The sequence below is a fragment of the Nitrospira sp. genome (assembly GCA_029194675.1).
In the GTDB taxonomy this organism is placed as follows: Bacteria; Nitrospirota; Nitrospiria; order Nitrospirales; family Nitrospiraceae; genus Nitrospira_D.
Genome location: JARFXP010000003.1, coordinates 47,964 through 67,604 on the forward strand (window position 1 = coordinate 47,964; position 19,641 = coordinate 67,604).

At 56.4% G+C, this 19,641-nt stretch carries 17 protein-coding genes; 9 read left to right on the plus strand and 8 right to left on the minus strand.

What is annotated here, in order from left to right:
• Window positions 1-196: 196 nt before the first annotated feature.
• From P0120_15165 to P0120_15185, 5 genes are all read left to right on the plus strand, one after another.
• Window positions 197-409, plus strand: coding sequence for a DUF2283 domain-containing protein (locus P0120_15165; GenBank protein ID MDF0675659.1), 213 nt, complete (start codon window positions 197-199; stop codon window positions 407-409).
• Window positions 410-601: 192 nt separating this feature from the next.
• A complete protein-coding gene (locus P0120_15170; protein MDF0675660.1) occupies window positions 602-808 on the plus strand; it encodes a hypothetical protein in 207 nt (68 codons plus the stop codon).
• Window positions 805-1,029: a DUF2283 domain-containing protein gene (locus P0120_15175; protein ID MDF0675661.1), complete on the plus strand. Its 225-nt coding sequence runs from the start codon at window positions 805-807 to the stop codon at window positions 1,027-1,029. The genes P0120_15170 and P0120_15175 overlap by 4 nt, the downstream gene beginning before the upstream one ends.
• 349 nt (window positions 1,030-1,378) lie before the next feature.
• A complete protein-coding gene (locus P0120_15180) occupies window positions 1,379-1,945 on the plus strand; it encodes a hypothetical protein (protein MDF0675662.1) in 567 nt (188 codons plus the stop codon).
• A 256-nt stretch (window positions 1,946-2,201) separates the two neighbouring features.
• Window positions 2,202-2,897 carry a hypothetical protein gene (locus P0120_15185; protein MDF0675663.1) on the plus strand — a complete coding sequence of 232 codons (696 nt, stop codon included), beginning with the start codon at window positions 2,202-2,204 and terminating at the stop codon, window positions 2,895-2,897.
• 30 nt (window positions 2,898-2,927) lie between these two features.
• Here P0120_15185 and P0120_15190 read toward each other — a convergent pair whose 3' ends face one another.
• Window positions 2,928-3,464: a gamma carbonic anhydrase family protein gene (locus P0120_15190; GenBank protein ID MDF0675664.1), complete on the minus strand. Its 537-nt coding sequence runs from the start codon at window positions 3,462-3,464 to the stop codon at window positions 2,928-2,930.
• An 81-nt stretch (window positions 3,465-3,545) separates the two neighbouring features.
• On the opposite strand from P0120_15190, the gene rimO reads away from it, so the two are divergent.
• Entirely contained in the window at window positions 3,546-5,027 is a 1,482-nt protein-coding gene (rimO, locus tag P0120_15195) for a 30S ribosomal protein S12 methylthiotransferase RimO (protein MDF0675665.1), read from the plus strand.
• 59 nt (window positions 5,028-5,086) lie between these two features.
• Entirely contained in the window at window positions 5,087-5,953 is an 867-nt protein-coding gene (gene purU / locus P0120_15200) for a formyltetrahydrofolate deformylase (protein ID MDF0675666.1), read from the plus strand.
• Window positions 5,954-6,013: 60 nt separating this feature from the next.
• On the opposite strand, the gene P0120_15205 is transcribed toward purU, so the two are convergent.
• The 4 genes from P0120_15205 to P0120_15220 all read right to left on the minus strand — a co-directional run bounded on the left by P0120_15205 (window position 6,014) and on the right by P0120_15220 (window position 10,556).
• Window positions 6,014-7,498 carry a DegQ family serine endoprotease gene (locus tag P0120_15205; GenBank protein MDF0675667.1) on the minus strand — a complete coding sequence of 495 codons (1,485 nt, stop codon included), beginning with the start codon at window positions 7,496-7,498 and terminating at the stop codon, window positions 6,014-6,016.
• 141 nt (window positions 7,499-7,639) lie between these two features.
• Window positions 7,640-9,043 carry an ATP-binding protein gene (locus P0120_15210; GenBank protein MDF0675668.1) on the minus strand — a complete coding sequence of 468 codons (1,404 nt, stop codon included), beginning with the start codon at window positions 9,041-9,043 and terminating at the stop codon, window positions 7,640-7,642.
• Between the two features lie 109 nt (window positions 9,044-9,152).
• Window positions 9,153-9,824, minus strand: a complete 672-nt coding sequence (locus P0120_15215; protein MDF0675669.1) for a response regulator transcription factor — start codon at window positions 9,822-9,824, stop codon at window positions 9,153-9,155.
• A 99-nt stretch (window positions 9,825-9,923) separates the two neighbouring features.
• Window positions 9,924-10,556: a hypothetical protein gene (locus P0120_15220; protein ID MDF0675670.1), complete on the minus strand. Its 633-nt coding sequence runs from the start codon at window positions 10,554-10,556 to the stop codon at window positions 9,924-9,926.
• Window positions 10,557-10,871: 315 nt separating this feature from the next.
• On the opposite strand from P0120_15220, the gene gcvP reads away from it, so the two are divergent.
• Together gcvP and P0120_15230 are read left to right on the plus strand one after the other, a co-directional pair.
• On the plus strand, window positions 10,872-13,760 hold the full coding sequence (gene gcvP / locus P0120_15225; GenBank protein MDF0675671.1) for an aminomethyl-transferring glycine dehydrogenase: 2,889 nt from the start codon (window positions 10,872-10,874) through the stop codon (window positions 13,758-13,760).
• Between the two features lie 117 nt (window positions 13,761-13,877).
• Window positions 13,878-15,197 (plus strand): aminotransferase class V-fold PLP-dependent enzyme, encoded by a 1,320-nt coding sequence (locus P0120_15230; protein MDF0675672.1) that lies wholly within the window; start codon window positions 13,878-13,880, stop codon window positions 15,195-15,197.
• A gap of 47 nt (window positions 15,198-15,244) precedes the next feature.
• Here P0120_15230 and P0120_15235 read toward each other — a convergent pair whose 3' ends face one another.
• From P0120_15235 to P0120_15245, 3 genes are all read right to left on the minus strand, one after another.
• Window positions 15,245-17,500: a hypothetical protein gene (locus P0120_15235; GenBank protein ID MDF0675673.1), complete on the minus strand. Its 2,256-nt coding sequence runs from the start codon at window positions 17,498-17,500 to the stop codon at window positions 15,245-15,247.
• 100 nt (window positions 17,501-17,600) lie between these two features.
• Window positions 17,601-18,824 (minus strand): SUMF1/EgtB/PvdO family nonheme iron enzyme, encoded by a 1,224-nt coding sequence (locus P0120_15240; protein MDF0675674.1) that lies wholly within the window; start codon window positions 18,822-18,824, stop codon window positions 17,601-17,603.
• Between the two features lie 180 nt (window positions 18,825-19,004).
• Window positions 19,005-19,505, minus strand: a complete 501-nt coding sequence (locus P0120_15245) for a tetratricopeptide repeat protein (GenBank protein MDF0675675.1) — start codon at window positions 19,503-19,505, stop codon at window positions 19,005-19,007.
• Window positions 19,506-19,641 lie beyond the last annotated feature (136 nt).

The following is a 19,641-nucleotide window of genomic DNA, read 5'->3' on the forward strand; positions in this document are numbered from 1 at the left end:
CTTTGACGATCCAGACCGGTGAATGTAAAAGAGGCCATCTCCCGCTTCAACTGAATGTTTGTTCCAGTCCATGCTTCACCTCGCGTTCCGGGGCGACTTATGAAGATCGTCCGTGTGTCGTGGTAAAGTACCTTTCATCCGATGGGTTCGTGGTCACGGCATACCTGACCGACCAACTCAAAACGGGAGAGACGATATGGCCGAAAAAGTAAAAGTCTGGTTTGATCCAGACGCAGACTATCTTGAGGTCCAGTTCCGCGAGGCACCGGGGTTCATGCGCCCGACCACCCACGATGCTGTGATGGAACGTGTGGACGATCAGGGGCATGTTCTAGGATTCAGCGTGCTTGGTGTCAGCCGCTTTCGGAAAGACCGCCCACTCGAAGCTGAACTTGTGGCTGGAGATTGATTGGGCGTATCTTCGTGACTTCATCCTTCCTTCTTCATCACCACGTCACCGCCGCCAGAGTCCCGAGATTCGGTCGATGGAATCCCAGCAAACCGCCTCCCGCCGCCAGCAGGATGACTTGTTCCACTCGATGCTCCACCGCGCATTCCAGAGAGAACTGTGAAAACTACTCGCTATTTTGACGAGCAGGTAATGCGAAAGCGCCCGTACATCAAGCGAGAGTGGTGCGAACAGGCCCTACGCCATCCTCTCCGCCGTGAAGTGCAGTCTAATGGGCGCATCCGACACTGGGTTCTTATTCCTGAACTTGGACGGTACTTGCGCGTGGTGACCTTGGAGGATAGTATGACGGTGCATAACGCGTTTCTGGATCGCAATTTCAAAGAGGCAGGATCGTGAAGTTTCACTACTATCCTGAAACAGACTCCCTCTATATCGATCTGTCAGATAAGGTCAGCGTCGATTCCCGAGAAGCAGCACCGGGAGTGGTGTTAGATTTCGATGCCGAAGGACATTTGGTCGGGATTGATATCGACCATGCCAGCCAGATTATCGACCTCTCTCGTCTTGAGGCAGAAGCCTTGCCGATTACGACGCTTTCTCTCTCTCAGAAGAGTTAGCCAAGACGACGGAGAAGAAAATCATGACCACTCAGAGCAAGTTTCCTCAGGCTGGGACGAAGCACGCGTTCGTCGAGTACTGACTCACTACGAACAGCAGACGGAGGAAGAGGCGGTTGCCGAGGACGAAGCTGTGGCCGAAGACAAAACCCAGACGGTTATGGAAATCCCCACCGAGTTAGTACCCGCTGTCCGTCAGTTGATCGCGAAACGGCAACGATAGATTGGTCAATGCTTGTTGCCGTCCGCGTCGCTAGGCCTCTCGCGGTGGAAAGTCGGCAAGCCGCCTCCCGCCACCGACTGCATGAACTCTTTCATCTCCTTCTCCACCGGGCGCTTCAAGGAGACTATGCCAAGCGAAAAGACACCCGCCGGCTGGTCGGCGATTCGTCGGCATCTGAGCGCACAGTCGAAGGCAGCCCTGTTGGCGCTGGTCAAAGATCTCTACGACGCATCCTCCAGCAACCGCAATTTTCTGCACGCCCGGGTCCAGGTCGAGGCCGGCGACGGGACGGCCGTCGAGAAGTACCGGCGCACCATCATCGAGCAGTTCTATCCCCAACGAGGATTTGGGAAACTCAAGCTGGCTGAGGCGCGCAAAGCCATCCGGGATTACCGCAGGGCCACGGGTGACTTGACGGGCACGATCGATCTGATGCTGACCTACGTTGAGAACGGCACAAGGTTTACATGCGATTTCGGGGACATCAACGAGGCGTACTACAACAGCCTTGAATCCGTCTTGCGCGAGATGACACAGCTTTTACGGAAGGAACATTCTTCGGTGTATCCGCAGTTCCGGGAGCGGATTCAGGGGTTGGAAACTCACGCCGACCGCATCGGTTGGGGGTATGGCGATGCTCTTCGGGACCATGTCCGCTTGCTCGAAACGGAGCTGGCAGGCAAGCGCAAGTGATCAACCTTGGCAAACAGGAATCTGCTGTCCGCCACCACCGAGATTCGGGCCATGGAATCCCAGCAAAACACCTCTCGCCGGCGGCGAGACGACCTCTTTCAGTCCATGCTCCACCGTGCGTTCGACGACGAATGACAGCCGTTGCCTAAGCCGATCCTGGCCTCATCCGTTCACCAAATCGTGCTGTTCATGAATCATGACCGATGAGAAGCTTGCATCGATTTCATGCACGGTTTTGTGACATAAGTGAGCGGCCATGGGGAACCGCCTCTCAGGCTCAACTCGGCAAGCTATCGGCGACGTATTTGATCGTCTCGATTACAAACGGCTCGAGTCCGTCTATTGTTATGAAGGGGGCGATAAGTTTTGGGTTAGAAAGCGGGCACCCTGTCGGCGACTGGGCACCAAGGTAGCCGAAGCCCTCATAGAGAAGTTACCGCCAGGAGGGCGCAGTCTGTATGTGGGCGCCGGTGTGACGGAGCTGCCGGCATTACTAGCGGAAGCGCTCGACCTTCAGCGCCAAGTTGAGCCCTATAATCTCCGGAGAACGGAGGTGGCGGTACTCAATCGAGCCACCCGAACCCTACCTGTACAGTTCAGGGCTCAGGATGCCTCTCTGGCAACTGGTCTCTTCGATCATCTCTGGATGGTCAGTGTGCTGAACGATCCGGAACGGTTTCCGCACCTGTCGCCGTTATCGTATGGACGAGCCAATCCGGTCACGTTTGATCCGACACGATTCCAGAAGGAACGGCGGCTTGTCCAATCCATCGTGGACCGTTGCATGCCCAAATTGAATGTGCCCGGTCTGGTGACGACGTCAACTGAGGAAGTAGTATGGATTGCAGACTGGTGTCACCGACTCAAGATTCCGTATCGCGTGGAGCGGAGGCAATATCCCACGGCGCTCGTCGGCGATCCGATCTGCTTTATCAAGGTTGGTAAGGAATGAGGGAATAAGCGTCGTAGCATCTGGAGTCAGTCAGAGTTCAAAGCCGGTTTTCTTGCTTGAATCGCCCATATACTGCCTCGCGTACTTCACATAATTCTCTGCCGATTCTTTAATCCAGGCCAACTCCTCGTCCGTGACCGGCCGCTTGACCTTGGCAGGTGAGCCGAGAATCAGACTCTTCGGCGGCACGACCGTGCCTTCGACTACCAGGGCTCCAGCTCCTACCACAGAATCCTCCCCGATCGCTGCCCCGTCCATAATGATCGCGCCCATTCCGACCAACACACGATCCTGAATCGTACAACCGTGCAACACGACATTGTGGCCGATCGTGACCTCGTTGCCGATGATCAGTGGGTGGGTGTCACGAGTCACATGCAACATGCAGAGGTCCTGGACGTTCGTGCGATCTCCGATCCGGATGTAGTTCACATCGCCTCGGATGACGGCGTTGAACCACGCGCTGCACTGTTCACCCATCACAACGTCGCCGATCACGACTGCTGTCTCTTCGATAAAGCACGACTTCGGAACGGTCGGCTTGATGCCTTGAAAGGTTCGTATCACGAAAGGCACTCTAGGCGAAGTGTATCAGCCTCCGCAAGGGTCTATTTGACAGACTTTTTGACCCTCCCGTAGACTACCCCCATGTCTCATCCACTGATCATTCCACGGCGTACGAAACCGATAGCCCAAAGGGACAGGCACCGATCCTTGATCGGAGCCAGTCCCAAGAAAACGACGATCGGGTTTGTAAATCTTGGCTGTTCAAAAAACCAGGTCGACTCGGAAATCATGCTCGGGTCTCTCGTGAAGGAGGGATTTCAACTGACCGGTGACCCGAAACAAGCCGACGTGGTCATCGTCAATACCTGCGGCTTCATCGAAGAGGCGAAAGAAGAATCGATCAACACCGTCCTCGAACATGGGCATCTGAAGAAAACAGGAACCTGCCGTGTCCTGATTGCAGCCGGTTGCTTAGCCCAGCGGTATCAAGGAGACTTGCTCAAGGAGTTACCGGAATTGGATGCGGTAGTCGGCACCGGGGAGTTCGGCAGGATTGCCGACATCTGCCGGGACCTCCTAGCCCCCAAGAAGCGGCATCGGCGCCTTTGGATCAGTCAGCCGCCCTATCTCTATGACGAGCTGGCGCCACGACTGAGACTCGGCAAGCAGCATAGCGCCTATGTGAAAATCGCCGAAGGATGCAACCGTAATTGCACCTTCTGCGCCATTCCACTGATGCGCGGCAAACAGCGCAGCCGACCGGTGGAATCCATTGTCGCAGAAGCACGCCAACTGGCTGAGGAAGGCGTCAAAGAGATCAATCTGATCTCACAAGACACCATCAACTACGGCGTCGATCTTGGTCTTCGCCAAGGTCTGGTTCAACTGCTCCGCTCATTGGTGAAGGTTGAGAAACTCCGATGGATCAGACCGTTCTACCTGTACCCTCAGCAAGTCACGGACGATCTGCTGGATCTGTATGCGGGGGAAGAAAAGATTACCAAGTATATCGACATGCCTCTTCAGCACATCAATGACCGCATGCTCAAACGCATGCATCGTCTGGGTGACCGCGCCGCGCTCGAAGCCTTGGTCGATCGTATCCGTACCCGTATTCCCGCGGTGGCCTTTCGAACCGCCTTCATCGTCGGTTTTCCTGGAGAAACCGACGCCGCCTTCACCGAGCTGCTCGACTACGTGGAACAGACGGAGTTCGACCGAGTCGCCGTGTTCCATTACTCGGACGAGGAAGGGACCGGAGCGGCTGATTTGGGCGACAAAGTCGCGCGGGACGTTATGGACGAACGCCGCAATGTCCTCCTCTCCCTCCAAGAATCCATTTCCGCCACTAGAGGCCGGGCCAAAATCGGCACCACTATCGACGTGCTGATTGATGGACGATCGGAAGAGACAGAACATGTGTTGGAAGGTCGTCACGAAGGGCTCGCGCCAGAAATCGACGGTGTCGTCTACATCGACGAAGACTCAGCTTCGAGCACTCACGTACACCATTCCCGCCTCGAAATGCTTTCTCCCAAGCCAGGCGATTTCTGCACCGTCGAAATCACCGATGCAGCAGCCTATGATCTCGTTGGATGCATCGTCAGGAAATCTGCGTCCTGAGCGTTCCGTTCCTCCGATCTGCTACACTGCAAACGACCACCTCACAGGAGCGAACACCGGTGACGGCTCCGAAGAAAGACTCCGTTGTCCTGCTGATCCAGTGCAAAGACCGGAAAGGCATCGTCGCGCGAGTGTCCGGGTTCATTCACGATTTCGGCGGCAACATTCTCGACTCCGACCATCACACTGACGAAGAGACGAACGATTTCCTGATGCGGATGGAGTTCGCGGCGGAAGGATTTCAAATTCCGCCGGACGATATTCCGGCCGCGTTTGCTCCGATCGCGAAAGTGTACGACATGCACTATGAAGTGCATCCGTCCAGTCGACGGACTCGTGTCGGCATGTTGGTGTCGAAACAGGATCACTGTCTGGCCGATCTGCTCCAGCGGCACCGTCGAGGCGAATTGCACATCGATATTCCCGTGATCATCTCAAATCACGACACCTGTGCAAGCTGGGCCGATCTCTTCAAGATCCCGTTTGCCGTGTATCCCGTTACCAAGGAGACCAAGCCGCAACAGGAAAGACAAGTCTTGGCGCTTCTGAAAGAGCACCGTGTGGAACTCGTGGTCATGGCTCGCTACATGCAGATCCTCACCGCGAATTTTTTAGCGCAGGTCGGCTGCCCGGTCATCAACATTCACCATTCCTTTCTTCCGGCCTTTGTCGGAGCTAATCCCTACCGGCAGGCTTACGACCGTGGCGTGAAGATCATTGGAGCGACGGCGCACTACGCCACTCAGGATCTGGATGAGGGTCCCATCATTGAGCAAGACGTGATTCGTGTGGGCCACCGGGATACCGTAGAAGATCTCGTGCGCAAAGGACGCGATCTGGAGGAAATCGTGTTGGCGCGCGCCGTCCGGCGACATATCGAACGGCGTGTCTTGGTATATGGCAGGAAGACGGTGGTGTTCGATTAGCACTGTTGAAAAAGGGAGCAGGTCATCCGACCCGCTCCCTTTTTTTGCTCCTTCACAGGATTACACTTTCACAGATAGGAACAGCTGATTCCCGCGCCGATTGACCAAGATCAGCACGCTGTCTCCCTTTTTGACGTCGGAAGACACCTTCTCAAAGTCCTTCACAGACTTGATCGGCTGCCGGTTGATCTCCCGAATGACATCGCCCGGCAGGAGTCCCGCCTTCTCCGCTCCGCTGTCCGGAGCAACCCTTGTCACCACCACGCCTCGCTTCCCCTTGAGGCCGAGTTCCTTGGAGGTAGCCTGATCTAAGTCTTCGACTGCGAGTCCCGACAAGGCAGCGTCCGTTTCGCCACTTTCAACCTTGGCGACTCTCGTTTCATCCGGCTGCTCACCAATCTTGACCGTCATCTCACGTTCTTGACTGTCGCGAATCACTTTCACCGGCACTGTAGTGCCGATCGAAGTCCTGGTCACCAGTCGCTGCAACGCGACCCCATCCTCCACAGGAGTGCCGTGATACTCGACAATGACGTCTCCCTGCTTCAGTCCCGCCTGTTCAGCCGGGCTGTCTTCCCGGACATCGCTGACCAAGGCGCCTTTGGAATCCTTGATAGTGAATGACTTCGCCAGGTCCTGGTTCAGGTCCTGAATGCCGACACCGAGATACCCTCGGACAACCTTGCCTGTCTTGAGCAGACTCTCATAGATTGGTTTGGCCATAGTTGTTGATACGGCAAAACCAACGCCTTGATAGCCGCCTGTCTGGGAGAAAATTGCCGTATTAATGCCCACGAGCTCACCTCTGGTATTGACCAAGGCACCGCCCGAGTTGCCCGGATTGATGGCGGCATCTGTTTGAATGAAATCCTCATACTGAGTGATGCCCATGTGGCCTCGGCCGACCGCGCTCACAATTCCGAGGGTCACGGTGGAATTCAGTCCAAATGGATTGCCGACGGCCAACACATACTCGCCGACTTGCAAGCGTGACGCATCACCCCAGGACAACGCGGGAAGGTCGGTCGCGTTGATCTTGACCACCGCAAGGTCCGTCTTTGGGTCGGTGCCGATGATCTTGCCCTTGAACTCACGTTTGTCGGGGAGTATGACATTCACTTCACGGGCCTTGGCGATCACATGATTATTCGTCAAGATATATCCATCCGGAGAGATAATGACGCCCGACCCTTGTCCTCTCCGAGGCCCTCGATGTTCAAAAGGGTCGGATGGTCCCCGCCCACGAGGCCCGAAAGGTTTTCCGAAGAATTCTTCCATTCGGTCTCGTAGCGCGTCAGGCACAGAAAATCCCTCCGAAGCTTTCTCCGTCATCACAGTCGTGATGTTGACGACCGCCGGAGTCACCTGTTTGGCGACATCCGTAAAGCCGTTCGTCGGAGCGGTAGCAGCCACGGGCACGGCAGCGGCAGAGGGGCCGTCGAATGCCTGAGATGAGGTGAATGAGTAGCCGCCCCACACCAGGGCGCCGCTCAGGAAGCCGATTCCGATCATCGAACAGATCGTACGATTAAAATGTGCTGACATACCTACCTCCTCCTTCAAGACCGATTGGTTGAAAATCCGTAATCCGTGAGTGCTACTGCAAGGGGGAATTCTCTTCTAGCCCCACAGGCGAGAAGCTAACAACCGGTAATGAGAGGAAGATTAGTCGGGGATTAAACTCCGTTAAGCACCGGAATGGGCGAGCGGTAGCACAACCGTGAAGGTTGATCCCTGGCCGAGATCGCTTTTGACTTCTACCCGCCCCTTGTGCAAATCGGCGATCCAAGCACAAATGGCGAGGCCGAGACCCGTTCCCTTCTTCGTGTGGGCGCGAGCGACGTCTGTGCGGAAGAAGCGTTGGAAAATCCGCATGTGGTCCGCCGGGGCAATGCCGATGCCATGGTCCGTGACCGACAGCCTGGCCTCTCGGCCATCATTCAACAGTGAGATCTCAACCTTTCCTCCCTGGTGCGAATACTTCATCGCATTCTCAACAAGATTGAGCAGCAACTCGCGAAGCCGCAAGTCGTCGCCTTGCACAACCACCGGCATCACTGTTCCCAGGACAACCTCGATATTTCGGTCCTGCCCGAGCTGTGTGGCCTGACGATGAATATCTTCGACGAGAGACTCCATCCCAACGGGTAACGACTCCAGTTTGACTTCTCCCATGTCGGCACGGGAGAGGAACAACAGTTCATCGACGATTCTGCTCATTCGATCAATCTCTTCCAAATTGCTCTCAAGCACCGACTTATAGTCTTCGAGTGCACGAGGTCGCCGTAGAACCAAGTCCGTCTCACCCTTCATCACCGTGAGAGGGGTCCGTAACTCATGCGACGCATCACTCGTGAATTGACGGATTTGGCTGAACGAGGCATCCAGTCGACCGATCATGTTGTTGAAGGTGGCGGCCAGGCGACCGATTTCGTCGTGAGCCGCCGGCATGCTGAGACGTTGGCTGAGATCACCGGCGGCAATGCGCTGCGCGGCAAGCGTAATCTTATCGACAGGACGTAACGCTCGCCCTGCCAAGAACCATCCCCCCGCGAGGGACACGGTCAGGGCGATCGGGATGGCCACGACAAGCAGAATCAAGAATCGATGGAGGGTTTCTCCGACCGATTCCATCGACGTGCCGACTTGCACGATATACAAGAGCCTACGCTCATACATAATCGGCATAGAGATCAGCCGCAACGGAGGCTCATTAGGATACTTGGCCGACTCAAAAATGCTCTGTCCGGCGAATGCGGTATCGAGAGCGGTCCGGCTGAGTGGAACTTCATGTTGTTTGATGTTGGGAGAACGGATCGATATGGTGCCGGAGGGGCTGAAGATCTGGAAGAACTTATCGATACGCGTCAGTTCGGGAAATTGGGAAAGGAGTTCGTCTTCACTGATCAGAGGAAGAAACCCACGCTCTTCGAGCGACCGCACAGCCGTCGTCGCCGTTTCTTCCAGGGATTGATCGACGGCGTCGCGCAAATTTCGCGCGGTCATGGCGTACAGCACCACGGAGAAAGCCATGAGGACCATGGCAAGGGCGGTCCCGTACCAGAGGGTCAGTCGAACACGTAGCGGCATAGGTCAGCTCCTGGTCGCTGGTGACGAACTGATACCGTCGCAGAGCCTTCCTGTCGGTTTAGCCATCTCGGAGCCGAAGCACGAGAGCGATGGTTGCCTCGGGATTGTACTAATCGGCCTTCAGCATATACCCGCTACCGCGAATGGTATGGATCAATTTCTTGGTTCGGCCTCGATCGATTTTATTCCGAAGGTAGTTGACATAGACATCAATGACGTTGGTGAAGGTATCGAAGTCTTGATTCCACACGTGTTCGGAGATCATGGGCCTGGTGAGCACGCGGCCGGTATGGCGCATCAGATATTCGAGTAACGCATACTCTTTCAGCGTCAAATCGATACGTTGCCCCCCCCGGGTGACGTCACGGGTCGCCGGGTTGAGAACCAAGTCCTCCACCTGGAGGATTCCCGGGCTCTCGGATGCTCCACGGCGCAAGAGTGCCCGCACGCGCGCCAGGAGTTCATCGATCGCAAACGGTTTGGTCAAGTAATCGTCGGCGCCGGCATCCAGCCCTTTGACCCGTTGGTCGATCTGGGATTGAGCCGAGAGAATCAACACCGGGGTGTGGATCCGTTCCCGGCGGATATTCTTAAGCACATCCAGACCGGACATAGACGGCAACATCACGTCGACGACCAGGAGGTCGTAATTGATCACCAGGGCCATCTCTAACCCTTTGGCTCCGTCCTCACAGAGGTCGACGGCATAGCTTTCTTCTTCAAGCGCTCGCTGAATAAAAGAGCCGACTTTGGTTTCATCCTCTATGACAAGCACCCGCATACACACTCCACACATGTTGAGCAGCGGGGTGATTATACCAGACCGATGAATGTGAATCTTGCAGCGTCCAGATGGGCTCGATCGTTCCCGAAGCCGTGGCTAGGTCGAATCCCCAGGGAACGTCTGTTCCAGAGAGGTAATCATGGGCTTACCGTCGCGGATATTGAAAACCAGCGTTTCTTCGCCTTCCGTCTTGAATTCCCGATTGGCCTGCCGAAGTGTCTCGGTCGACTTGAAGGACACTTTCGCGCTTCGCTCATCCGAGGCCAACGAGACGGACGTATTCGTACGAGTAAAGTCGTTGGCGCTGGGAAAGGCGAAGCTCATGGCGAGGGTCTTCCGGTAGTCTGCCCGCGTCAGCAAGGCCATCTGTTGTTGCGGGCCTTGTTTCAGATGAATGGTGATGGTCGCGTCGTGAGTAATGTGGCGCAGGACGCCGTCGACATCCTTTCGTCGAACAGCCTCGTCGAGTGCGTCGAGAAGAAGGTCGATCCCTTCACGAGTCAGACGGACATCGGGCTGGAAGGGCTTCGATTGCGAGTCTGTGAGAACCACGCTAGGCTGACTTCTCGGTAGATGAAGAGCCAGAAAGCTGAATACCAGGCTCTGGTTCTTGACAATGGCATATCCCACGTATCCGATGATCGCGGTAGTACCGAGAACAAGCGCTATGACGATAGGCTTTACCATAGAGAAGCGATGCGGCGATCCCTTCTCTGTCCTTTCATCCATCGGAGCCCCGCTTCATGGCGATCATAGGCCAGCTCTCCGGACTGAAGGTATGAGCTAACAATAGCGTGAATTAACCGAAAAGCAATCAAAGCCCGCGGCTCTGCAAGACGATTTGCCCAGCGGAATGCTTGCCTAACCCGATGGCTGCCTCGGATAAGGCCTTCTTGCAACGCACCAATCACCATGACCACTACGAAATCATCCCCGAAAACGGGTCCGCTCTTGGAAATAGGGCTGATCGCATGGTACCTTGCCCAATTGGCAGAAGCAGTCTCAACACATCCCTTCCGAACAAAACAGAAGGTAGCCGACTTCATGACAGCTCCGAATTGGCTCCGACCGACTGATGACTTTATTCACCGGCACCTGGGTCCCACAAGGGCTGATACACAGGAGATGCTGGCAGTGCTCGGCCTACCCTCGCTCGACACGTTGGCCGATACGGCCATTCCCCCAGACCTTCGTCTTCGTGGACCCTTGGATGTTCCGGTCGGTGACGGCGAGCAGGCGGTCCTGGGCCGCCTGAAAGGCATCGCGTCCCAAAACAAGGTCTACCGATCGCTGATCGGCATGGGGTACTACGATTGCGTCACCCCGGGCGTGATCCAGCGAAACATCCTAGAAAATCCGGCATGGTATACGCAATACACCCCATACCAAGCCGAAATCTCACAAGGCCGCTTAGAGGCGCTCGTGAACTTCCAGACCATGGTGGCGGACTTGACCGGTCTGCCTCTGGCGAATGCCTCGCTGTTGGATGAAGCGACCGCTGCAGCGGAAGCGATGGCCATGTGTTACACGATCGCCCGGAACGCAGGCGGGGAACGGAACGAATTCTTTGTCTCGCGGGACTGTCATCCACAGACCTTGGCGGTGTTGCAGACCAGAGCCGAACCACTGGGTATCGTCATCAAGACCGGCGTCGCCTCGTCCGTTGATTGCTCGCGTCCTCAGCTGTGCGGCATTCTGTTGCAGTACCCGGCTACGGACGGTTATGTGGGTGATTTCAGCACATTGGTCACGCAGGCTCATGAAGCCGGTGTTCGAGTGGCGGTTGCGACCGATCTTCTCGCCCTGACTCTGCTGCGGTCACCCGGGGAATTCGGCGCTGATATTGCCGTCGGCTCGACACAACGGTTCGGCGTCCCAATCGGCTTCGGTGGCCCTCATGCCGCGTTTCTGGCTACCAGAGAGGAGTACAAACGGCAGGTGCCGGGTCGTCTCGTGGGTATCTCAAAAGATGTGACCGGCAAACCGGCCATCAGGCTTTCGCTTCAGACGAGGGAGCAACACATCCGACGGGAGAAGGCCACCAGTAACATCTGTACGGCTCAAGTCTTGTTGGCCGTCATGGCCGCCATGTATGCGGTGTACCACGGGCCGGACGGGTTGCGTCGGATCGCCGAACGTGTGCATGGCCTCACGTTGCTGCTGGCTGAAGGTCTGCGTCGACTTGGGTTCGACGTCTTGCCGAAAGTCTTCTTCGATACAATTCGGGTACCAGTACCAAAGACTCAAGCTGATCAAATCGCAGCGCGGGCGAATGAACAGCGAATCAATTTCCGGCACTATGAGGACGGCTCGATCGGCGTTTCGCTCGACGAAGTCAGCTCCGAGGAGGAAGTGCAGCGCCTCCTGCAAATCTTTGTCGGTCATGACCAGTGGCCGTTCCGTCTTTCCGATCTCGCCGCGGCCATCGATCTCAGCTACTCATCTCCCTTGGTCAGAAGCAGTAGCTATCTGACGCACGAGGTTTTCCATCGCTATCACTCCGAGCATGAGATGCTCCGTTATCTCCACCGATTGCAGGCAAAGGACCTGTCACTCGTCCACTCGATGATTCCGCTGGGCTCCTGCACGATGAAACTGAATGCCACCGCTGAAATGCTGCCGGTGACCTGGCCGGAGTTCGCTCGGCTGCATCCATTCGCGCCGGCTGAGCAAACGCTCGGCTATCGAACCTTGTTCGGACAGCTCGAATCGTGGCTGGCCGAGATTGCCGGATTTGCGGCCTTCTCGCTTCAACCGAACGCCGGATCTCAGGGCGAATATTCGGGCCTGATGATGATCCGAGCCTACCATCGAGCGAAGGGAGAAACACATCGCGACGTCTGCTTGATCCCAGTATCGGCCCACGGCACGAACCCTGCCAGCGCCGCCATGGTCGGCATGGAGGTTGTCGTCGTCGCATGCGATCGAAACGGAAATGTAGATGTCGCCGACTTGGAGACCAAGGCCGCTCACTATCGAGACCGATTATCGGCCTTGATGCTCACGTATCCATCAACCAACGGGGTGTTTGAGGCAAGCGTGCGGCGGATTTGCCAAATCGTCCATACCCATGGCGGTCAAGTCTATATCGATGGGGCCAATATGAATGCCATGGTCGGTCTTTGCCGCCTGGGCGACATCGGGGCCGATGTTTGCCATCTCAACCTCCATAAGACGTTTTGTATTCCCCATGGAGGTGGAGGGCCTGGCGTGGGACCGATCGGAGTGGCACGGCACCTCGTGCCGTTTCTACCGGGACATCCTGTGGTCAAACTCGGTGGGCCTCAATCCATCGGCCCGGTGGCAGCAGCCCCCTTCGGCAGTCCGAATATCCTTCCGATCTCCTGGGCATACATCGCCTTGATGGGGCGTGACGGATTGACCAAAGCCACACAGGTGGCCATCCTCAATGCCAACTACATGGCGAAGCGGTTGGAGAAGCATTATTCGATCCTCTACAAGGGGGACTCCGGGCTGGTAGCTCATGAGTTCATCCTGGATCTGCGTGAATTCAAGGAAAGCGCCGGTATCGAGGCGATGGATGTCGCCAAGCGATTGATGGACTATGGCTTCCATGCGCCGACCGTTTCGTTCCCGGTGGCCGGCACGCTCATGATCGAACCGACGGAAAGTGAAGCTAAGAGCGAACTCGATCGATTCTGCGAAGCACTCATCCTGATCCGTGCCGAAATTCAAGAGATCGTGGATGGGCGTCAGCCACGGACGAACAATCTGCTGAAGAATGCCCCTCATACCGCCGCGATCGTGACGGCGACGGAGTGGAATCGTCCCTATAGCCGCGAGCAGGCAGCGTTTCCCGCTCCCTGGCTCAGGAGCAACAAGTTCTGGCCGAGCGTGAGCCGCATCGACGAAGCCTACGGTGACCGCCATCTCGTGTGTAGTTGTCCTCCCATGGAAACCTACCAGTCCTAGCAGGGTCGCCTCCTATATTGCTGCCCGTTGGTCCGCTCGAATGGTTCCGCTCGTTCCTTGCCTGACTTTCTGGACAAGCAGTAGAGTACAGCTGTCAGCCCTGACCTGGAGGTTCGTATGACTGATATTGGACGTCGCGGTTTCCTTGTGCGGACGGGATTGGCCTTGGGCACAGCGGTTCTGGCTGGTGCCTACTCTCGCGCGATTGCCGATCAACAGCCCCCGCAGTACAGGTTCAAAAATTGGGAAGACTTTCGGACGCAGTTTCCTTTGTCTCCTCAGCTCATCCATCTCGCCGCGTTTTTTCTCGCATCCCATCCCACCCCGGTACGCGAAGCGATCGAAGGGCATCGCGCCGGCCTGGACGCGGATCCCATCGGCTATTGGTACCAACACGAAGAGAAGCAAGAAGCGAAGGTGCTTCAGGCAGCTGCCGACTATCTGGATGCGGACCCTCTCGATATCGCCTTGACCGACAGTACGACGATGGGGTTGGGTTTGCTCTATGGCGGCTTGGCGCTTCGCCAGGGACAGGAAATTCTAACGACGACGCACGACCATTATTCGACAGAGACTGCTCTGCGTCTTCGAGCCGAACGGACTGGTGCTACCGTGCGGCAGATCCCTCTCTATCGTTCGATCAAAACGGTATCTCGCGACGAGCTGGTCGATTCCCTACAAAAAAGCATCACCCCCGCGACACGTATCGTGGCCGTCACCTGGGTCCATTCCAGCACGGGACTCAAACTGCCGATTCGTGAGATGGCAGATGCAATCCAATCCCTCAATCGCTCGAGGGACGAGCAAGATCGGGTCATCTTCTGTGTGGATGGGGTTCATGCCTTAGGGGTGGAGGACTTTCGGCTCAGCCGGCTCGGCTGTGATTTTCTGATCGCCGGAACCCACAAATGTATGTTCGGCCCTCGTGGAACCGGTCTCGTTTGGGGCCATCCTCAGGCCTGGCCCGTTGCCCAGCCGATCATTCCGACGTTCGACACGCAAGCATTTGACCAGTGGCTGAAGAACGGTTCTACGCATGGCCTTCCACAAGCCACTTATATGACACCCGGCGGGTTCCATTCATTCGAACATCGCTGGGCGCTGGACGAAGCCTTCAACTTTCATCAAGCCATCGGGAAAGCTAAAGTGACGCAGCGCATCTACGAACTGAATCAGCAGCTGAAGCAAGGCTTGGCAGCCATGCCCCATGTCACCCTGCACACACCGATATCGCAGGATCTTTCGGCCGGGATCGTCTGCTTCGAGGTGGCTGGAATGACTCCTCGTCAGATCGTGGAGAAGCTGCGACAGCGTAAGATAGTCGGCAGCGTGACACCGTACGCGACGCAGTATGCCAGGCTCGCGCCGAGTCTCCTGAACTCACCACAGGAAATCGAAAAGACCTTGGGAGCGATCCGACATCTTCGTTCGTCGTAGACAGGAACCATCAGGCACAAGACCAGTGATATTGGAAGTGCCTCTTTTCAACGCCGATGATAGGGAACACAGAAGCGGTTGGAACAGTGGGCCACTTTCAGGTCGCCGTTCGTGGCGTCGTAGTAGCTGACCAAGGGTCGGCCATCCGTGCCGATCGTAATCGTCGTGAACTGGCCGACATCGTCCCAGCTCTGGACAGCCGCGTGGGTGACCGTTTCACAGCCAACATCGGCGCAGCGAGCGACTCGTAAGTCCCCGTTCGTTGCATCATAATAGCTGATCAACCCCCGTTCATCAGCACCAATAGTGATCGAAGAGAATCGACCGATGTCGTCCTGGCTGTGAAGTGTGCCGACTCTGGACGAGCGACAGACAAGATCTGCGCAGTGGGCCACTTTCAAGTCACCGTTTGTCGCATCGTAGTAGCTGATTAAACCAAACCCGTCGGCCCCAATCACAACGGAGCCATACTGGCCGACATCGCCCCTACTATCCACCGTGCTTTCTGTCGCAGAACCACAGGCAACATCGACACAATGTGCTATTTTCAGGTCCTGGTTGGTGACGTCATAGTAGGTGATGAGCGCCAGGCCATCGGCACCGATCGTGATCGAGGTGAACTGACCGACGTCGTCCTTGCCGGCCAAGGTGGTCACCGTGGCTGAGCTACAGACGAGATCATCACAATGCGCCACTTTCAGATCTCCATTCGTGGCGTCGTAGTAGCTGATGAGACCTCGGCCGTCAGTCCCGATCGTCACCGACGTAAACTGACCGACCTGACCTGCCTGGTCTAACGCATAGGACATCGCGGAGATGCAGATCAGATCCTGGCAGTGCGCCACTTTCAGATCCCCGTTCGTCGCATCGTAATAGCTGATGAGAGGAAGCCCATCTGCGCCGATCGTCACGGAACTGTATTGACCAACATTGTCCTGGCCCTGAACGGTCGTCACCGTGGCAGAGGCGCAGGTCAGGTCAGCGCAGTGGGCCACCCTGAGGTCGCCGTTCGTCGCATCGTAGTAGCTGATCAATGCCTTGCCGTCGGATCCAAGGACCATCGAGGAGGATGCGCCGACGTTAATAGCTGCTCCGTCCAACTGGGTCACAGTCGCCTCGGTGCACCCCACATTGCCACAATGAGAAATCTTCAGATCGCCGTTGGTGACGTCGTAATAACTGATGAGCGGTAGACCATCTTTCCCGATGGCAACGGACGTGTACGAGCCGACGTTACCGGTACTGTCCGGCGCGGCAAGGGTAGCGGAGGTACAGGCGACATCGCCACAGTGGGCCACCTTCAAATCCCCGTTCGTCACGTCGTAGTAACTGATGAGGCCCAGCCCATCGGCTCCAATCACGATGGACGTGTACTGGCCGACATTGCCTTCGCTCTCAAGAACGGTGCGCGTCGGGGAGACGCACAGGACCTCCTCGCAGTGGATCACTTTGAGATCGCCGTTCGTCGCATCGTAGTAGCTGATGAGGGGCCGACTATCCGTCCCGACCGTCACGGAGCTGTACTGGCCCACATCGGCGGTTTTATCGGGGGTCGTCGTGAGAGTCGGTTCAGTGCAAGCTAAATCAGGACAGAGGGCTGACTTCAGGTAGTGGTCGGTCGCATCGTAATAGCTGATGACGCCCTGGCCCATAGCGATAGTAACCGACGTGTACAGGCCGACGTTCCCCTCTGCCTGCAGAAACGTGAGAACGGTAATCGTCGCGGCCTCACAGGCCACATCGGTGCAATGCGCGGCCTTTAAATCTCCGTTCGTGACATCGTAGTAGGTGATGAGGGGCAGCTTGTCGATGCCGATGGTCAAGGAACTGTACTGTCCGACGTTCCCAGCATGGTCGAGAGTCTTGAGCGTGGCCGAAGTACAGGCGAGATCAAGGCAATGGGCAACCTTCAGATCTCCGTTCGAGGCGTCGTAGTATGTGATAAGCCCTCGATCGTCGCTCCCAAGCGCGACAGAGGTGTACTGCCCGACGTCCCCCGTGCGGTCCAGCGAGCTGATCGTCGCGGATGTGCACAGCTGGTTCGAACAGTGCGCCACCTTTAGATCTCGGTTGGTCGCATCATAGTAGCTGATGAGGCCGAGGCCGTCGGCACCGACGGCAACCGAGGTGAACTGACCGGCATCGCCGGAGCCATCCCTGGTGATCAGCGAGAATCCCGGGCGCTCCAGACCTGTATCGTCCGCTCTGGGGCCCTGGCTCAGCTGTAGGCCGGACAGAAGCGGGATGAGGGCACCAAGAACGATCAGCCGCTCCATCGATTTCTTGCCTGGTCGAACCTTCATGAGACACCCGCCGTCCATAGTGTGAATGACATAAACCTAAGAGACAAGGGGCAGAAGAATCGAATTGGAGGCAAAGGGTCAAAGAGCAAAGGGCAGAGGGTTAGGGCTCAATGTCCTGGGCAAGGCGGAAACCGATGGTGTCGAGCCGGTAGACGGCGCTGTACCTGAGCCGGGCCGAAGCACGCAGGTACACCGGTTCGTAGTTCCAGGAACCGCCGCGGATCGCGCGCTGGCCATGACCGTCATACCGGTCCGCGCACCATTCCCAGACATTGCCCGCCATGTCGTAACACCGATGGGGGCTCACCCCGTTGGGATACTGGGTCACCGGGGTCGTATGACCAATCCCAGACTGTGAACTGTTACATAGATTCTCGTCGAATCCCTCGCCCCAGGGATACTGGCGTCCGTCTTCGCCCCGGGCGGCCTTTTCCCATTCCTGCTCAGTGGGGAGGCGCTTGCCGGCCCAGGTGGCATAAGCCTCCGCTTCGTAGTAACTGACACCGACAACAGGATGATCCCCCTTGTTCCATTTCACATCATTCCAATAGGCGGGACCAGTGATGCTATTCGCGACCTTCCATTTCCACCCGTCATCTGACCAGTACTGCCGATTCTTATAACCACCCGCTTTAATGAAGGCTCGATATTTCTTATTGGTCACGGGATACCTGTCGATCCAATAGTCATGGTCGATCGTTTCGCGGGTCTTCTCGTGGCCATACAGAAATGGCCCTTTGGGCACTTTCACCATGTCCGCTGGTGCGTTACCTGACGGTCGCCCAGCCGACGGAGCCTTTTCCACGTCCTCACCAACCGCCCGCACTGCCTGTCCCGGTATCTTCTGACTTTCTTGCTGACCCTGAATCACTCGCTTTAGAGACGCGATTAACTGATTCATGTCGTTGCGAAAATCAGCGCCGGATCGTAGTGCAAGGCCATGCCGATACGCTAAATCCTGAATGGTTGTCGGAAGCTGCTGGGCTGGTGGGATCGAGGCCCCTCTCACGAACACGGGAATTACAGGAATCTGACGTTTCAAAGCCGACTCAACTTCAAGCCGCACGAAATCTCCCGGGTCTTCAAGTCTGGTCTTGCCCTGGCTATCTCTTGGCCCCATCCAGTCTGGCCCGATCACGGCGAGGAATACCTCACATTTGGCCACCTGCTCATCCAGATACTTGCGAAAGTCAACGCCATGGGGGATGGAATCCACGTCTAAGAAAACGGCCTGGCGCCCAAACTCCTGGACAAGCCGCTCATCGATACGATCGATGGCATAGGCGCTATCTTCACGACGATACGAAATCAGGATCTTGCTCATGGTTGCACCACACGAAGCCCAAGCCTTCCAGCCATCCCGATGGGTCTTCGCGCCAGATTCTACGCATTTTTCCGACCAACGCAAGACCGAGAAACTGGCTCTCGATTGCAGCGGTAATTACGTGCTTGGCGGAGTTAGGTAGGGTTGGGGAGAGGCGATTTCAGTTCTGTGGCAAAAACCCTACTTTTCGTCGCATTTCTGGAGCTTCGACTCTAAGCATCGCTGGGCCATCTCCTGCGCTTTCTGAATCTGAGCCGGAGTCATACGTGATGCCACCTTTTCTCGATCCTTCGCCAGCTCTTGTTTCGACCCACCGCCTAACGATTCCCCCGCGATGCTGTACCACATATAGGCACGAACATAGTCCTGTGGAACGCCTTGTCCATTGGTATACATTTGCGCCAATTCGTTTTGCGCTCCCGCGTGACCCTGCTTCGCGGCCATGCGATGCCATTTCAACGCTGCCTGGTAGTCCTGCGTCACACCCAGACCGCTGGCATAGAGCAGTCCGAGATTGTACTGCGCTCGTGCATCTCCTCTCTCCGCCAGAGGGTAAAAGAGTCCCGCCGCGAGCCTGTAGTCTCCCCGCTGCAAAGCCTCATACGGTTCCTCTCCGGAGAGTGCTGCCACCGCTGCCGAACTATGGACAACCAATACAACCGCGAGCAGAAATGACCACATCGTTGACCTGCCTTTCAGCATCGTAAATAGCCTTGCCTTAGAATGCTCTACGCCCGACTACAATACAACCATTGCCTGCATGTCTGCTACTCCGACAGGGCACCGTTCGGTCGCCCTCCTATTATTGACTAAGATC

Coding starts and splice junctions, on each gene's coding strand:
- P0120_15165 (MDF0675659.1), top strand. CDS start 197: ATGGCCGAAAAAGTAAAAGTCTGGTTTGATCCAGACGCAGACTATCTT.
- P0120_15170 (MDF0675660.1), top strand. CDS start 602: ATGCGAAAGCGCCCGTACATCAAGCGAGAGTGGTGCGAACAGGCCCTA.
- P0120_15180 (MDF0675662.1), top strand. CDS start 1,379: ATGCCAAGCGAAAAGACACCCGCCGGCTGGTCGGCGATTCGTCGGCAT.
- P0120_15185 (MDF0675663.1), top strand. CDS start 2,202: ATGGGGAACCGCCTCTCAGGCTCAACTCGGCAAGCTATCGGCGACGTA.
- rimO (MDF0675665.1), top strand. CDS start 3,546: ATGTCTCATCCACTGATCATTCCACGGCGTACGAAACCGATAGCCCAA.
- P0120_15205 (MDF0675667.1), bottom strand. CDS start 7,498: ATGTCAGCACATTTTAATCGTACGATCTGTTCGATGATCGGAATCGGC.
- P0120_15210 (MDF0675668.1), bottom strand. CDS start 9,043: ATGCCGCTACGTGTTCGACTGACCCTCTGGTACGGGACCGCCCTTGCC.
- P0120_15215 (MDF0675669.1), bottom strand. CDS start 9,824: ATGCGGGTGCTTGTCATAGAGGATGAAACCAAAGTCGGCTCTTTTATT.
- P0120_15220 (MDF0675670.1), bottom strand. CDS start 10,556: ATGGATGAAAGGACAGAGAAGGGATCGCCGCATCGCTTCTCTATGGTA.
- gcvP (MDF0675671.1), top strand. CDS start 10,872: ATGACAGCTCCGAATTGGCTCCGACCGACTGATGACTTTATTCACCGG.
- P0120_15230 (MDF0675672.1), top strand. CDS start 13,878: ATGACTGATATTGGACGTCGCGGTTTCCTTGTGCGGACGGGATTGGCC.
- P0120_15235 (MDF0675673.1), bottom strand. CDS start 17,500: ATGAAGGTTCGACCAGGCAAGAAATCGATGGAGCGGCTGATCGTTCTT.
- P0120_15240 (MDF0675674.1), bottom strand. CDS start 18,824: ATGAGCAAGATCCTGATTTCGTATCGTCGTGAAGATAGCGCCTATGCC.
- P0120_15245 (MDF0675675.1), bottom strand. CDS start 19,505: ATGTGGTCATTTCTGCTCGCGGTTGTATTGGTTGTCCATAGTTCGGCA.